Source organism: Vibrio sp. 10N.286.49.B3 (genome assembly GCF_002873395.1).
GTDB lineage: Bacteria > Pseudomonadota > Gammaproteobacteria > Enterobacterales > Vibrionaceae > Vibrio.
In genome coordinates, this window is sequence record NZ_MCUV01000004.1 from 31,780 (window position 1) to 46,495 (window position 14,716).

Consider the following 14,716-nt stretch of genomic DNA (forward strand, 5'->3'; position numbering starts at 1 on the left):
TTATTAAACCTTATTCTTTGATAAAACAATTGAAGCAGGTAAAAATATAACCCACATATAATCAAACTTAGCCAAATACGGGTTTGTAAATGTGGCAATGAGAAAACTAACCATACCTGACAAAATTGAGATATAATAAACATCATACTGAGAATAAAAGATTTTCTTTATCATAGAGGCTATCAGGTATATAACGCCTACTAGATAAAATATAAAACCAATAAGTCCATATTGGAATAAAAGAGAAGCATAATATAACTCATATGCCCAAGGGTGTTCGTAGGAACGTATGTATGACGCCACAGCCCCTGCTCCAGCTCCAATTAGTGGCGACTCACTAAACCCATCGTATAATGCGTAAAGTTGAAGTAAGCGTTCATTATTACTTGGATCAGAGTTAAACTGTACTATTGATAATATACTCTCGTATAACATATCCGTATTAATCACATTAAGCATAACAGCAAGTAAGAATGAAGCAATAAAGGTAACACTAATGACAGTAATGGACATCAGCACCTTAAACTGGCTAAATCCAGCCAAATAACCAATAGGGATTATAAGAATTAAAGTTAAAAATGTAGCTAAAAAGAAAGCTCTCCTACCAGTTAATAAGATAAGGGCAACTAGTCCCAACAATAAAAATAAATCACTAAAACTAGTGTTTTTATTATAAAGAATATAGACTAAAAAGTAAGGAATTATAAATAGAAGACTACTCACATTAGGTAAAGTAAATAACAAGAATCCATCACCAGAATTAACAACAGCTAGATGGCCATAAAGTCCTTTTATAAATTCACTAACCCCCCCCCCATCGATACCTAAAGAAGATAATATAAAAGCAATTTGAATTAAGAGAATTGAAAGTCCGCCGAGTTTAATCAATTTATGAAGGCTATGGAGAAGGTTATCTTTATAGTACACAGTTAACAAGCCAAATATAATTGGATAAAAAAACATTACCGTTATAACTCTACTTGCTCCTGGATTACCCTCTACCTCCCCGTATACAGACCATGCAATACCAATTAATGAGTAAAAAAATGAAAACATCAAAACATTTTTATTTATTAATAGAAGTCCTCTATAACTTAGTATTACCGTTACAAGTAATATAGCCATTAATATGAACATTTTTAATGGCTGAAAAACAACTGGAAAAACAATAGATAGGAATAATAAAAAACCTATACAAAGTCTCCCAAAGTCTTTAGCTAACATTTTTCACCGATGATAATATATATAGTATAATAGAGTTAACATTGAACATATTATGCTTGATTGACACTTTTGATAACTCTTTTGCTTTTTGATAATCTCTAAATTTAAAACAAAACCTTGCATTGTTAAACTCAAATGTAGACTTAAGTTTCTCGTTTAACTCAAAGTATTTTTGTTTTTTTCTAATAACATTTGCTACACCCAGTCTTTGCCTTATTTGTGTTGAATTATCATCAGTTCTTGCTGACATGCTTGCATGTAACCGATACAGACAGACAGGAGAGTTTAGATATAAAAAGTTAGTTTTTTCAGAAAGTCTAACCCACAACTCCCAATCTGCTATTTGATACTCATCAACTATATGTATATTTGACCTATCAATTAAACTCCTTCTAAACATAGCTGCGTGAACTGCGAACAAATTTCCATTGATGATTTTTTCGAAAACATTCCCTGAAGCTTGCTGTCCAGGAAATTTTTCAGACTCTAAGCTGACTTTATTCAAAAACTCATCACAATGCCAAGTATCACCATACACAACGCCCACATCATCTGCTGAGTCTAAAATATTGACTTGCAACTCAACTTTATCTGATAACAAGGTATCATCGGCATCTAAAATAATTATATATTCACCAGACGAGACCAAAAAACCATTATTTCTAGCAATAACTGCACCAGTATTTTTTTGAGTTACAAGTATAATTCGTTTATCATTTGTATACTGGCTTACTATTTCAGCTGTGTTATCTGTCGAGCCATCATTTATAATTATCAGTTCCCAATTATCATATGACTGACCCATGACACTTAAAATTGTTTCAACAATATATTTACTCGCATTATAAGCTGCAACTATAATCGACACTTTTTTATTCATCATGCAACCCCATAGTCTTTTGTTGTTTATAAATCTCACGATTAGTTATTGGTCGTTTCCAATTAAAAGAAACCTCAGATAAAAATTCTTCTTTCTTTTCATATAACTCTTTAGTTGTACAAATAATTTTTGCTGGATTACCTGCCACAACCAAGCCCTCTGCAACATCTTTAGTCACAACACTATTTGCACCAATGACCACATTACTTTCCACCTTAATACCAGGTAAAATGACAGCACCATATCCAACAAAGACATTATCATCAATACGTGTTTCTCTAAAAACATACTTGTCAGAATAAGGAAGCAAGCAGGCATCATGTGTTAAAACTACTGATTTGGGAGCAAATACACAATTCCTACCGATTACAACTAATTGAGGAGTAATACCATCTAAGTTATCAAGCTCTACATGTGTATTATCTCCTATGCTAAGATTCCTATATTTATTCCATCTCTTTTTTTCGAGATTCCTCGTAATTTTTTTAATAAGACTAATCATGCCTTCTCCCATAGTAACTTTCTATAAACTGCTGAAAATGAAGCTATTAACAATAATAAAAGCCCCCCATACAAGATCACTCTATCAAATAAGCTATAATCAGCAATGAAATAACAAAGCAGCAACAAAACAACAGCAATAAAATAAATAAACACAAACATAACTATTGAAACTAATTTACTTTCTTTAACGACACTATAAACTTGATTTACATAAAAAACAAAAACAACAAGATTTGCCATCAAATAAGAAAAAGCAATGCTCACAACTCCATAATGGTCAATAAATAAATATGACGTAATTAACAATGCAATTGCACCTGAAAAAAATGCAAATATCGATTTTTTTGCATTACTACTAACTACGTTATACAACACCATTATACGAGTGATTCCGTAAAGATTAATACCTATGCAAATATAAATAAAAAACAACTTACCAGCATAAAGTTCTTCTTTAGCAAAAAACTTCAGTATATCTAATCCAAAAATAACCATAAAAAAAGTCATCGAAAATGTAATGAATGAAACCACTCCGATACCGATGATTGTAAATTTATGTCTATCAGTTGAAATATAAGGAAATATCAACGCAACCAATGGGTTTATGATTGAACTAATAATAATTAATGTTGAGAATGATGATGCATACACTGCCAAAATATTTAAATCAAACTTTGAAACAATAATGAACCGACCTGAATTATTGATAATCCAAATTACAAAAGTCATAAACAACAAAGAAAATGCTATTTTAATGTTATCTTTTAACCACTGAATCGAACGTTTATTGAAAAACAAAAATCTTCTATAATTTACTTTAGCCAATGTGCTCAATATTAAAGACATCTCTAACATGACCAATAACGCTAAAATCACATGTTTATTAGAAAAAACAACACCTATGAAAATAGCAAGTAGTTGACATAAACTTTGGTATATTTTATACCTTGCATATAAGTCTAACTTTTTCTTGTACTGGAAAACTAATAGTAGCCGAAGGCTAACAGCTTGGATGAAAGTATATATAACAACGTATTTAATAAAGTTATGAAGAGAAGAATCATTCCACACAAGCTCACTATAATACACTTTATTTGGAAGGATAATAAATATTGCAATTATAATGAATAATATAAGCATTATATTTAAAGCGCCATTTATATCACCTTCAGACTGACCACTTATTATTGAGGAAACCATTGGTGCATCATAATTTAGAAACATAACCTGAGCTAGAAATGCTGATATAACTAAAAACTGTGATATGAATGCATAGTTATAATCACCAAGAGTAACTAAAAGCTTAAGACAAATGACACCTTTAATTATAGAAAGAGCAATATTTGCTCCTTGGAGAGTTATGTTTTTTATATTCAAATATATAGCCTTTAATCATAGTGGGTATGACTTTAGTAAAAAAAATCAATAAAATACTACACGATTGCTTCAATCAGGATCGAGTAAATAATTCACCCATCTTGTCTTTCTCTGATAACAAAGGAAAGCAATCTCCAATTGGCCAATTTACATTCAAGGTGGGGTCGTTCCATAAAATTGAAACTTCTGAAGCTGGGGCATAATAATCTGTACACTTGTATACAAATTCTGCCTCATCACTGGTTACATAAAAACCATGTGCAAAGCCTTCTGGAATCCAAAGTTGACGTTTATTTTCAGCAGATAGGTACTCACCCACCCATTGGCCAAATGTTGGTGAACCCTTTCGAATATCAACGGCTACATCGAAAACTTCCCCCGAAATTACACGAACAAGCTTGCCTTGGGTGTTTTCAGTTTGGTAATGTAACCCACGTAAAATACCTTTCTTAGACTTAGAATGGTTATCTTGTACGAATTGTGTCGGCTTACCCGTGACTAATTCTTCAAATTGCTTCTGATTCCAAGTTTCCATAAAGAAACCCCGCTCATCACCAAAAACGGTAGGTTCGATAATTTTCACATCCGGTATTTTCGTATCGATGACTTTCATTTTATAATTCCGTATAAGCTTTAATATTATTCAGAGCCTTTAACCAATCACTTGCTTCAATTGAAAATTCATTCTCAATTTTCTCTGTTGACAGCTTTGAATTACTTGGTCGTTTGGCAGGCGTTGGGTATTGCTCGGTCGTTAGGCTATTAAGTTTAGGCTTTTTACCTATAACTCCCTGGTCAACTGCTTGATTAAAAATTGCATCAGCAAATTCAAACCAACTGACATGAGGTAAGCCAGAGAAATGGTACACGCCACTCTCAACATCATCGCCTTGCTCAAAACGTTGAGCTATCTGAATAAGTGTATTTGCGATATCGCCAGCATAAGTTGGACCACCAAATTGATCTCCAACAATACCTAACTCATCTCGACTAGCGCCTAGGCGAAGCATAGTTTTGACAAAGTTATTACCATTTTCGCCAAATACCCAAGCGGTACGTAAAATAATATGCTTGTCGCACGCTTTCGCTACTTCGATTTCACCAGCAAGCTTACTCGAACCATAAACGCCTTGTGGATTGGTTATATCAACTTCTAAATAGCTGCCGACTTTATTTCCGTCAAAAACATAATCCGTCGAGATATGCAAAATCGCAGCTCCCACACTTTGTGCTGCTTGTGCTAAATACTTAGGCCCGTCACGGTTAATCGCATAAGAAAGGTCGATTTCCTCTTCAGCTTTATCTACTGCAGTATGGGCCGCTGCATTAATAATGATGCTAGGCTCAAACTCAGTAACCACTGCATTGACGGCATCTTGGCTAGTAATATCAAGATGCTCTCTATCCAGAGCTAGCACTATTGTATTTTCATTGTTCACTAGTTGCTTTGTTAGGCAGGAGCCAACTTGACCATAACTACCGGTAATTAATACACGCATTAAGCCTCTGCCTCCTTTTGACTTTCGTTCACTAAACGAGTCAGATACTGGCCATATTCATTTTTCATCATCGCTTTTGCTCGATCTAAAACTTGTTCATCAGTTAACCAACCATTACGCCATGCTATTTCTTCTAAACAGGCCACTTTTAAACCTTGAACATTTTGAATGGTTTGCACAAAGTTAGACGCTTCTTGAAGGCTTTCGTGGGTACCTGTGTCCAGCCACGCAAAGCCACGACCGAATAATTCCACATTTAGCGAGCCATCATTTAAATACATTTCATTTAGTGTGGTGATTTCAAGTTCACCTCGATGAGATGGTTTAACTTGCTTTGCCATTTCTACCACTCGATTATCATAGAAATACAAACCTGTAACCGCATAGTTAGATTTAGGAACTTCCGGCTTTTCTACAATCGAGATAGCCTTCATTTCTGCATCAAATTCAACGACACCAAAGCGCTCTGGATCTTTAACTTGATAACCAAAAACAGTAGCACCTGACTTTCGAGATACTGCATTTTGTAAAGTTCTCGAAAAAGACTGACCGTAGAAAATATTATCACCTAACACTAAACACACGCTGTCATCACCAATGAACTCTTCACCAATGATAAATGCTTGTGCTAAACCGTCTGGGCTTGGTTGTATCGCATACTCAAGATTAATACCAAAGTAAGCTCCATCCCCCAAAAGACGCTTAAAACCAGCACTATCTTCAGGTGTCGTAATAATTAAAATATCTTTAATTCCAGCGAGCATTAAAGTGGAAATTGGATAAAACACCATTGGTTTATCGTAGATTGGTAATAACTGTTTTGATACACCACGGGTTAGTGGATATAGACGAGTACCAGAGCCGCCAGCAAGTACAATCCCTTTCATTATTTCATTTCCTTTTCGACAACTGATTCAACGCCTAAACGTTCTCGCTGATAAGAACCATCTTGTACGTTCTGGCACCATTCAGAGTTATCTAAATACCATTGAACTGTCTTTTTAAGACCCGTTTCAAACGTTTCTTCTGGCACCCAGCCTAGTTCGCGCTGCATTTTACTTGAGTCAATAGCGTAGCGACGATCATGACCAGGGCGATCTTGCACATAAGCAATTTGATCACTGTACTTAGTCGCTTGTGGTACTAACTCATCCAAAATAGTACAAATAGTTTGTACTACATCTAGGTTCTGTTTTTCGTTATGACCACCAATATTGTAGGTCTCACCAACCTTACCTTCAGTCACAACTTTATAAAGCGCTCGAGCATGATCTTCTACGTATAGCCAATCACGAATTTGATCGCCTTTGCCATAGATTGGTAATTGCTTGCCTTCTAATGCATTTAGAATAACCAATGGGATCAGCTTTTCAGGGAAATGATATGGACCGTAGTTATTCGAGCAGTTGGTTACCATGGTTGGCAAACCATAAGTACGTAGCCACGCACGAACTAGATGGTCAGAACTCGCTTTCGAAACAGAGTATGGGCTTGATGGCTCATAAGAAGTTGTTTCCGTAAACAATGGCAGTTCTGTACCACTTTCAACTTCATCAGGGTGTGGTAAATCACCGTACACTTCATCTGTTGAGATATGATGAAAACGAAATGCTTCTTTAGCCTGTGAAGATAACTCATTCCAATAAGCACGAGTCGATTCAAGTAATTTATAAGTACCAACAATGTTCGTTTCAATAAAAGCAGCAGGTCCAGTAATTGAACGATCGACATGAGATTCGGCAGCTAAGTGCATTACCGCATCTGGTTTATGTTGTAGAAATACTCGGTCAAGTTCTGCACGGTTGCAAATGTTTACTTGCTCAAATGCATAACGTTCATTTGAATTAATAGAAGTAAGTGACTCTAAGTTGCCTGCATAGGTTAGGCAATCCAGATTGATTACTGAGTCAGTGGTGTTTTCAATAATATGGCGAACTACTGCAGAGCCAATAAAACCTGCACCACCAGTAACTAATATTTTCATAAGGTTAACCTATAAATCCTTTATACCAAGGCATAGCTTTATTGATGCCATCTTGAATGCGAAATTCTGGTGCGTACCCTAAGTTATCTTTGGCTTTTGAAATATTAGCTTGTGAGTGGCGTACATCGCCTACACGAAAATCGCGATAGGTTGGTGTTGTATCTAAGCGAAGCCCTAATCCATTCAGTGCATTTTGAATTGAAGCGTAAAGCTCATTTAGAGTCGTTCTATCACCTACCGCTACATTATACACTTCATCTTTAGCATCATCTGATGCAGTTGCTGCTAATAGATTCATTTGCACGACATTGTCGATATAGCAAAAGTCTCGGCTTGTTTCGCCATCACCATTAATGTAAACGTCTTCGCCATTGATCACGGCTGCAGTCCATTTTGGAATTACCGCAGCATAAGCGCCATTTGGATCTTGTCTGCGCCCAAAGACATTAAAGTAACGTAGCCCAATGGTTTTAAATCCATAGGTACGGGCATAGACGCCAGCATAAAGCTCATTAACATATTTTGTAACGGCATAAGGCGAAAGCGGATTACCTATATTTTCTTCGACTTTAGGTAACGCAGGGTGATCGCCATAGGTGGAACTTGACGCTGCATAAGTAAAACTGGTGACTTGCGCCTCTTTTGCTGCATCAAGCATATTTAAAAAACCAGTAATGTTGGCAGCATTTGTCGTTAACGGATCGGCAATAGAGCGAGGAACGGAGCCTAATGCCGCTTGATGTAAAACATAATCAACGCCAGCTACGACTTGCTGACAAGTGCTCGGTTCTCGTATATCACCTTCGACAAAAGTAAACCTATCCCACTGCGCTTCCGATACTAAGCTTTTTACTTCATCTAAGTTATGTTGATGCCCCGTTGCAAAGTTATCTAACCCCACGACGGTTTGGTTGAGTTTTAATAATTTTTCTAATAAATTTGAACCAATAAAACCCGCAACACCAGTAACCAGCCAACGTTTTGGTGATGTGATTAGCTCTTGCTGAATTTGCTCATATTTAGTCATTAACTATTCCATGTATAACAGCACTAATTAAAGCGATATTTTAAAGCGATATTGAAATAAGGCCTTACACTTATTAAGACAGAATAAATGTAAGGCAAAGAAGGAAATGGTTACAGGCGCATATCGACGCTGTCTTTATTTAGTACATATTTGAGATCGTAAATAACGTGCTGTGGCTTGCCGAGTGCGTGAATTTTATTTTCACCCATCTGCTTAAACTCTTCATGAGAGACCGCCATAATAATTGCATCATAATGACCTGATTTCTCTTTCTCACATAGACTTAGCCCATACTCACGCTCAGCGGCATGACTCTCACACCATGGGTCCATAATATCGACATTCATGTTGTACTCTTTAAGCTCTGAGATAATATCAACGACTTTGGTATTACGCAGATCTGGGCAGTTTTCTTTAAAGGTTAGCCCCATAACTAATACATTGGCACCTTCAACTTGAATGCGTTTTTTCACCATGCTTTTAACTAACTGGGAAACCACGTATTGTCCCATTTCATCATTCAGACGACGTCCAGCGAGAATCATTTCAGGGTGATAGCCAACCGCTTGTGCTTTATGGGTCAGATAATAAGGGTCAACACCGATACAGTGTCCTCCCACTAAGCCCGGTCGAAATGGCAGGAAGTTCCATTTTGTTCCTGCAGCTTGCAGCACTTCTAAAGTATCAATGCCTAATTTATTAAAGATAATAGAAAGCTCGTTAATCAGTGCAATATTGACGTCACGTTGTGTATTCTCAATCACCTTCGCAGCTTCAGCGACTTGGATAGAGCTTGCCTTATGTGTGCCTGCAACAATAATTGTTTTATAAAGCTGGTCAACAAACTCTGCCACTTCTGGTGTTGAGCCACTGGTGACTTTAAGAATATTAGTGACACGATGCTCTTTATCTCCTGGATTAATACGCTCAGGAGAATAGCCTGCAAAAAAGTCTTGATTGAATGTTAAACCTGAAATCTGCTCAACGACTGGAATACAATCATCTTCTGTTGCACCAGGGTATACCGTTGACTCATAAATGATGATATCGCCTTTTGATACAATAGTTCCCAATGCTTCTGACGCTTTAATTAACGGACTTAAATCTGGACGCTTATGCTCATCTATTGGTGTAGGAACCGTCACAATGTAAACATTGCACTCTTTAAGATCATTGAGCGAAGCACTATATGAAAGGTGAACAGCCTCTGATAACTCTTCATCTGAGCACTCTAATGTACTGTCGTAACAACGAGTCAGCTCATCAATTCGAGCTTGGTTTATATCAAACCCTACGGTTGGAGACTGTTTGCCAAACTCGACCGCAAGAGGAAGCCCGACATAACCTAGACCAATAATACCAACGCGCGTATTTCCATATGGTAATTGCATATCCTGATACCTAAATTGTGAATTATTTAATATGACAGCCTCAATATTTTAAGCCTGAGGCCCTTTTGAGTTTCACTAAATTCTATTTCTTCGCACTCGCATAGCTGTAGTTATAATACCCATAACCATAGCCATAATTGCTGGAGGCTTTCTTCTCAACCGCGTTAAGAATTACGCCTTTTACTTCAATACCCGATTGCTCAAAACGCTGGCGAGCAACATCAATCTCTTTCACGGTATTCTCACCAAAACGTGCCACCATTAAGGTAGTGCCGGCTAATGCGCCCACAATGCTTGGGTCAGTCACGGCAAGAACAGGGGGAGTATCGACAATCACTAAATCGTAGTTATCTGAGGCCCATTGCATTAAATCGGCAAAGCGTGGGTGCATTAATAACTCGGATGGGTTGGGTGGCACTTGGCCACGGGTGATCATATCTAAGTTTTCAATGCCGGTGTGTTTGAGCGCTTGTTCTATGCTCATCTGCCCACTCAAAAAGTCTGACAAGCCACCAGCAACGTGCAAACCAAAGTCACGCTGCATAAAGCCTTTGCGCATGTCGGCATCAATAATCAACACTCGCTTACCCGTCGTTGCCGCAACCGTGGCAAAGTTTGATGAAATAAACGATTTACCAATGCTTGGCGCTGGACCAGAAATCATCAGTACGTTGTTTTTCGCTTCCATCATGGCAAAGTGCAAACTGGTACGCAGGGCGCGCAATGCTTCAATCGATAAATCGGCAGGGTTGGTTTCCGCTAAGACATAACGCTTACCACTGCTCTCCTTTTTGCCATTATTCGTACCCTTTTTCGTGCGAGGCCCTCTGCGTGACTCACGCTTCATCTCAATGTTGCGCTGAAAGTCTGATTTTGGAATGCTGGCATAAACCGAAAGACCAATGGCTTCAATTTCATCTGGGTTTTCCACCCCTTTATGAAAGGCGGCTTTCACCAATACATACGCCACACTTAACATGCCACCCAATAGCGTTGCTAAAACCACAATCAGCGGCTTCTTAGGTTTCACGGCATGAGTGTAGGCCTCTGCGCCATCTAAAATACGTACATTACCCACAGTGCCCGCTTTCACAATGCTTAGCTCTTGCGCCTTATTAAGTAGCTGCAAGTAAATATGCTGGTTCACTTCTACATCACGTGTCATGCGTAATACTTCACGCTGGGTTTTCGGCAGTTTCTGAACTTGTTTATTTAATCTATCTTGCTCACCAAGTAAGGTTTTACGCTTGTCTAGCAGTGATAAATACGCAGGGTGATCTTTGGTAAAGCGCTGGCTAATTTCCGCTTCTCTAAAGGTTAACTCGTTAAGTTGCGCTTCGAGTTCAACCATGACGGCCAGTGTCGATTGCGCTTCTAAGCCTAAATCGATGGATTCGTTATCTTGACGGAAGGTATTGAGCACATCTTCGGCTGAGGTGAGTTCGGCTTTAACATCTGGCAAGTGGCGCTGCAAGAAGGCTAAACTTTTTTCCGCTTCAGCTGAGTTGCGCTCGACGTTTTGCAGAAAGTAATCTTGGCTGATGCTATTTAAAATCGCTTCAATTTGAGCGCGATTCTCACCTTCAAAAGAGAGTTGCAGTATGCCTGTGGTTTTACCTCGCTCACTCACAGCTAAACCTTGTTGCAGCCATTGAATCGCATCTAAACGTGAGCGCTTGGCTAGGCTGAACTTGGCTCCAGTCACACCTTGGATATCACTAACAAACAGGCGAAGCTCACCTTGAATGGCTAACTCATCGGCTTTACCGCTTAAGATTTTGCGCTCTTGACCATCAAATAAGGTGTAAGTCTGCTGCTCGGCATCGTTTAAGACTAAAGTAAACGCCTCTGACGCGTGGTAGCTTGCCACCTCAAAGCGGTTCACTTGAATGCTGGCTTGCTGATTGGTTAAGCGCGCTATGCCTTTACCGATAACGGGTGGATAAACTGGTTCGGCGATGGTCTGTAGGTTGAGCTTATCGGCTGTGCCACCTAAGATCATACGTGATTTTATGATCTCGATTTCAGTGGTGGCTGACGATTCTGCAGCAAACATATCGCCCATGTCACCTAGCATTGAGGACATGCCCGTGCTTTTTTGTTCGACTTGAATCAGTGCATCGGCTTTGTAAATGGGGGTAGAAAGCAGTGCAAACGCCACACCAGAGACAGCAAAGATAAAGGTCACCATTACGATCAGCCATTTGGCATCCAGTAATATTCCCAGCAGTTTACCGAGATCAATTTCATCGGCAGTTGTATCAACGGATTTAGAAGGTTGTGTCGTCATTATAAAAGTTCGTTCCAAAAAGAGAGGCAGACGATTAAACGTTTTGATATCAACGTTAAAGCTAGATTTTTATATGAAAAAGCGTCGTATAAACTGAATCGTATAAGCAGAATTATAGAAACTAAGCACGCTATAACGTTACAGCTTCTTAACCCATGCATTGGCCGCTTGTTCAATAAGGCGATAAGCATGAGTAAAGGCTTCCCGGCTTAAGCGATAAGGGTCGGGTATGTCGGTTTGATCGATCCAATGCCCAAACAACATGGTTTTTCCTCGTGCTTCTGGAGCAATGCGAGTAAGGGCTTCCATATGGCCTTTTTCCATCACTAAAATCAGCTCATAGTCTCGGCACAGTTCGGCGGTGAGTTGTTGCGCTTCATGCCCAGCCAGTGATACACCATGTTCTTGGGCTAATTCAGTGGCTAACTCATCGGCTGGCTTGCCAATTAAGTGACTTTTTTCTGTGGCGATCCCAGCTGATGCGATGGTTTTATCTGGCAGTAACTGCTGTAGTACTCGTTCGCCTGTGGGTGAGCGGCAAATGTTGCCCACGCACACCACTAAAATTTTATCAAACATACGGCTTCTTCTTATTCGATAGGGATTAATGTTTAAGCTCTGTTGTATCAGGCACTAGTAAGACGTTCACTGTGTCGCGTTATTACCAGTTTCTGATGCGCAGTGCACCTTCCGTTAATTCATTAAAGCCATAGATGGTTGGCATGAGTTGGCTGATCACACGGTTCCAACGGGTAATAGGTGCAGCGGTCACATAAACGATGTCATAAGGCTGTAGGTCAAATTCGGTGCCGATAACCAGTGCCGAAGCATCTTTCATGTTGAGCTGGTAGATGTTGGCTAATCGCTCGTCACGCTCTGCCCCATTTGTGCCACGAATAACAAATACGCCTGTTGCATCTGCTTGCAGTTCATTGATGCCACCAACGCTGCTGAGCGCTTCGGTTAGGCTCATGCCACTGCGATCCATTTTCAGAAGTTGTGGATCGTTCACTTCCCCCATCACAAAGACTTTTTGGTTGTCGTTACGTGGTACGTGGACGATATCGCCCGCTTGCAGTAATCGATTTTGCGTTAAGTCGCCACGTTGCATGAGGGCATATAAAGAGAGGTTTTCTTCCACGCCATCGCGCGTCAAGGTGACATTGCGCCAATCGGCTTCGCTAGAAATACCACCGGCATTGTTGACGGCATCTAAAAGCGTTAAAGGAATATTGCTGATGGGTTGTTGACCGGGATTGGAGACTTCACCTGTGATGTAGGTTTTTTGCGAGCGAAAGGCGGCAACGTTCACATCAACTTGTGGGCTTTCGATGTATTTAGCTAAACGCTGAGCCAGGACACGACGGATCTGACGCACGGTTTTGCCTTCGACAGGAATGGTGCCAATGTAAGGGTAAAAGATGGTGCCGTCTGCATGTACCCAGTTCCCTGCATCGGTCGCGCTACGGTAAGAGCCGGCTGGAATGGTGAGTTCTGGGTGATCCCAAATGGTGACGTTTAGGATATCACCCGGGCCAATTTTGTATTCGTATTTGGCAATGCTGAGATCAAGCTGTGGATTGGCTTGTGAGGCGATTGACGCTGTTTTGTATTGACGTACTTCTTGCGCAGTCAAAGGGTAAACGTTGATTTGATCAGATAATGCATTGCTCGCATTATCTTGTTCGATAACTTGCTTGTCATCTAAGGTTAAGTTTGAGCCTGGTACGGCACAACCAACGAGCATGATTGGTACTAAGGCTATTAAAAGTCGTTTTTTCATAGTATGTCTTAATATCCATATAAAGATCAGGGGGCAGCGATGCTATAGCAATGATGGTATAAACGAGGCGTTAATGGCGAAGCGTTAGCAGTTATCACTTTTCTTCAGGTGTGCTAAAGCCGCCACAAAAATGAATGTAAATTTCGCCTGACTTATCCATAAGTTTTACGTTGCGAAAGAGGTATTCATCAAGCAGTAAACTTGAATTTCATTGTGTTGTTATGTGTTGCTAAGGTGTACAGATGAACTAAAGAGTAAGCCTGAGGGGGGTATAGCACTATTAATAGGTTAATCGCAGAATTTTATCGCATGACATACTCGCTGTTGAGTATGAATTAGGCATGCTACCGCCCATGGATGTAACGCAAATCCTACTGCGCAAGTACTATATTTAGGGCTAAAAATAAGATTGAAAACAATCAAAATTTATTACCCTTTTTGTTTTTTATTAATCGCTTATGCAGTGTAACGAATTAAAGCCACTACTCCAACGCTCAACCAGTTAACAAACCACCAACATTTACTTGTAGACGATTATCCACACTTCTTCACAACTTTCAATGAGTAAATACAAATCAAGATGCATATTGCGCACTTGCTTGCAAAAATACAAGCTGGTGATATTTCTATCAGCCCATGCCATTTTAAAGTGGATCTTGAACAAGATTTAATCTACACGTCATTTCAAGGTCTATAAATCAGGAGCCACATGATATAATGACTCCTGATTTACTTTGACTAAACTCAACTTTTTATC

13 protein-coding genes are annotated in these 14,716 nt (G+C 39.2%); all 13 read right to left on the reverse strand.

Going from position 1 to position 14,716, the window contains the following annotated elements:
- Nucleotides 1-3: 3 nt before the first annotated feature.
- The 13 genes from BCU68_RS03360 to BCU68_RS03420 all read right to left on the reverse strand — a co-directional run bounded on the left by BCU68_RS03360 (nt 4) and on the right by BCU68_RS03420 (nt 13,959).
- On the reverse strand, nt 4-1,224 hold the full coding sequence (locus BCU68_RS03360) for an O-antigen ligase family protein (RefSeq protein ID WP_102563394.1): 1,221 nt from the start codon (nt 1,222-1,224) through the stop codon (nt 4-6).
- Nucleotides 1,214-2,107, reverse strand: a complete 894-nt coding sequence (locus BCU68_RS03365) for a glycosyltransferase (protein ID WP_102563395.1) — start codon at nt 2,105-2,107, stop codon at nt 1,214-1,216. The genes BCU68_RS03360 and BCU68_RS03365 overlap by 11 nt, the downstream gene beginning before the upstream one ends.
- Complete coding sequence (locus tag BCU68_RS03370) at nt 2,097-2,618, reverse strand: acyltransferase (protein WP_102563396.1); 522 nt, start codon at nt 2,616-2,618, stop codon at nt 2,097-2,099. Before BCU68_RS03370 ends, BCU68_RS03365 begins: the two co-directional genes overlap by 11 nt.
- On the reverse strand, nt 2,603-3,985 hold the full coding sequence (locus tag BCU68_RS03375; RefSeq protein ID WP_102563397.1) for a hypothetical protein: 1,383 nt from the start codon (nt 3,983-3,985) through the stop codon (nt 2,603-2,605). Before BCU68_RS03375 ends, BCU68_RS03370 begins: the two co-directional genes overlap by 16 nt.
- Before the next feature lie 73 nt (nt 3,986-4,058).
- Nucleotides 4,059-4,598 (reverse strand): dTDP-4-dehydrorhamnose 3,5-epimerase, encoded by a 540-nt coding sequence (gene rfbC, locus BCU68_RS03380; protein WP_102563398.1) that lies wholly within the window; start codon nt 4,596-4,598, stop codon nt 4,059-4,061.
- A 1-nt stretch (nt 4,599) separates the two neighbouring features.
- Nucleotides 4,600-5,484: a dTDP-4-dehydrorhamnose reductase gene (gene rfbD, locus BCU68_RS03385; protein WP_102563399.1), complete on the reverse strand. Its 885-nt coding sequence runs from the start codon at nt 5,482-5,484 to the stop codon at nt 4,600-4,602.
- The gene (gene rfbA / locus BCU68_RS03390; protein WP_102563400.1) at nt 5,484-6,371 is read right to left on the reverse strand and encodes a glucose-1-phosphate thymidylyltransferase RfbA; all 888 of its coding nucleotides are present in this window, start codon (nt 6,369-6,371) and stop codon (nt 5,484-5,486) included. Before rfbA ends, rfbD begins: the two co-directional genes overlap by 1 nt.
- A complete protein-coding gene (gene rfbB, locus BCU68_RS03395; protein WP_102563401.1) occupies nt 6,371-7,468 on the reverse strand; it encodes a dTDP-glucose 4,6-dehydratase in 1,098 nt (365 codons plus the stop codon). Before rfbB ends, rfbA begins: the two co-directional genes overlap by 1 nt.
- 4 nt (nt 7,469-7,472) lie before the next feature.
- Entirely contained in the window at nt 7,473-8,495 is a 1,023-nt protein-coding gene (locus BCU68_RS03400; protein WP_102563402.1) for an NAD-dependent epimerase/dehydratase family protein, read from the reverse strand.
- A gap of 110 nt (nt 8,496-8,605) precedes the next feature.
- Nucleotides 8,606-9,886, reverse strand: coding sequence for a Vi polysaccharide biosynthesis UDP-N-acetylglucosamine C-6 dehydrogenase TviB (gene tviB, locus BCU68_RS03405; RefSeq protein ID WP_102563403.1), 1,281 nt, complete (start codon nt 9,884-9,886; stop codon nt 8,606-8,608).
- 82 nt (nt 9,887-9,968) lie between these two features.
- Nucleotides 9,969-12,176 (reverse strand): polysaccharide biosynthesis tyrosine autokinase, encoded by a 2,208-nt coding sequence (locus BCU68_RS03410; protein ID WP_102563404.1) that lies wholly within the window; start codon nt 12,174-12,176, stop codon nt 9,969-9,971.
- A 138-nt stretch (nt 12,177-12,314) separates the two neighbouring features.
- Complete coding sequence (locus tag BCU68_RS03415) at nt 12,315-12,755, reverse strand: phosphotyrosine protein phosphatase (RefSeq protein WP_102563405.1); 441 nt, start codon at nt 12,753-12,755, stop codon at nt 12,315-12,317.
- A gap of 82 nt (nt 12,756-12,837) precedes the next feature.
- The gene (locus tag BCU68_RS03420; protein ID WP_102563406.1) at nt 12,838-13,959 is read right to left on the reverse strand and encodes a polysaccharide export protein; all 1,122 of its coding nucleotides are present in this window, start codon (nt 13,957-13,959) and stop codon (nt 12,838-12,840) included.
- Nucleotides 13,960-14,716: the final 757 nt, after the last annotated feature.

Coding starts and splice junctions, on each gene's coding strand:
- BCU68_RS03370 (WP_102563396.1), bottom strand. CDS start 2,618: ATGGGAGAAGGCATGATTAGTCTTATTAAAAAAATTACGAGGAATCTC.
- rfbA (WP_102563400.1), bottom strand. CDS start 6,371: ATGAAAGGGATTGTACTTGCTGGCGGCTCTGGTACTCGTCTATATCCA.
- rfbD (WP_102563399.1), bottom strand. CDS start 5,484: ATGCGTGTATTAATTACCGGTAGTTATGGTCAAGTTGGCTCCTGCCTA.
- BCU68_RS03410 (WP_102563404.1), bottom strand. CDS start 12,176: ATGACGACACAACCTTCTAAATCCGTTGATACAACTGCCGATGAAATT.
- BCU68_RS03365 (WP_102563395.1), bottom strand. CDS start 2,107: ATGATGAATAAAAAAGTGTCGATTATAGTTGCAGCTTATAATGCGAGT.
- BCU68_RS03360 (WP_102563394.1), bottom strand. CDS start 1,224: ATGTTAGCTAAAGACTTTGGGAGACTTTGTATAGGTTTTTTATTATTC.
- BCU68_RS03420 (WP_102563406.1), bottom strand. CDS start 13,959: ATGAAAAAACGACTTTTAATAGCCTTAGTACCAATCATGCTCGTTGGT.
- BCU68_RS03400 (WP_102563402.1), bottom strand. CDS start 8,495: ATGACTAAATATGAGCAAATTCAGCAAGAGCTAATCACATCACCAAAA.
- tviB (WP_102563403.1), bottom strand. CDS start 9,886: ATGCAATTACCATATGGAAATACGCGCGTTGGTATTATTGGTCTAGGT.
- rfbB (WP_102563401.1), bottom strand. CDS start 7,468: ATGAAAATATTAGTTACTGGTGGTGCAGGTTTTATTGGCTCTGCAGTA.
- rfbC (WP_102563398.1), bottom strand. CDS start 4,598: ATGAAAGTCATCGATACGAAAATACCGGATGTGAAAATTATCGAACCT.
- BCU68_RS03415 (WP_102563405.1), bottom strand. CDS start 12,755: ATGTTTGATAAAATTTTAGTGGTGTGCGTGGGCAACATTTGCCGCTCA.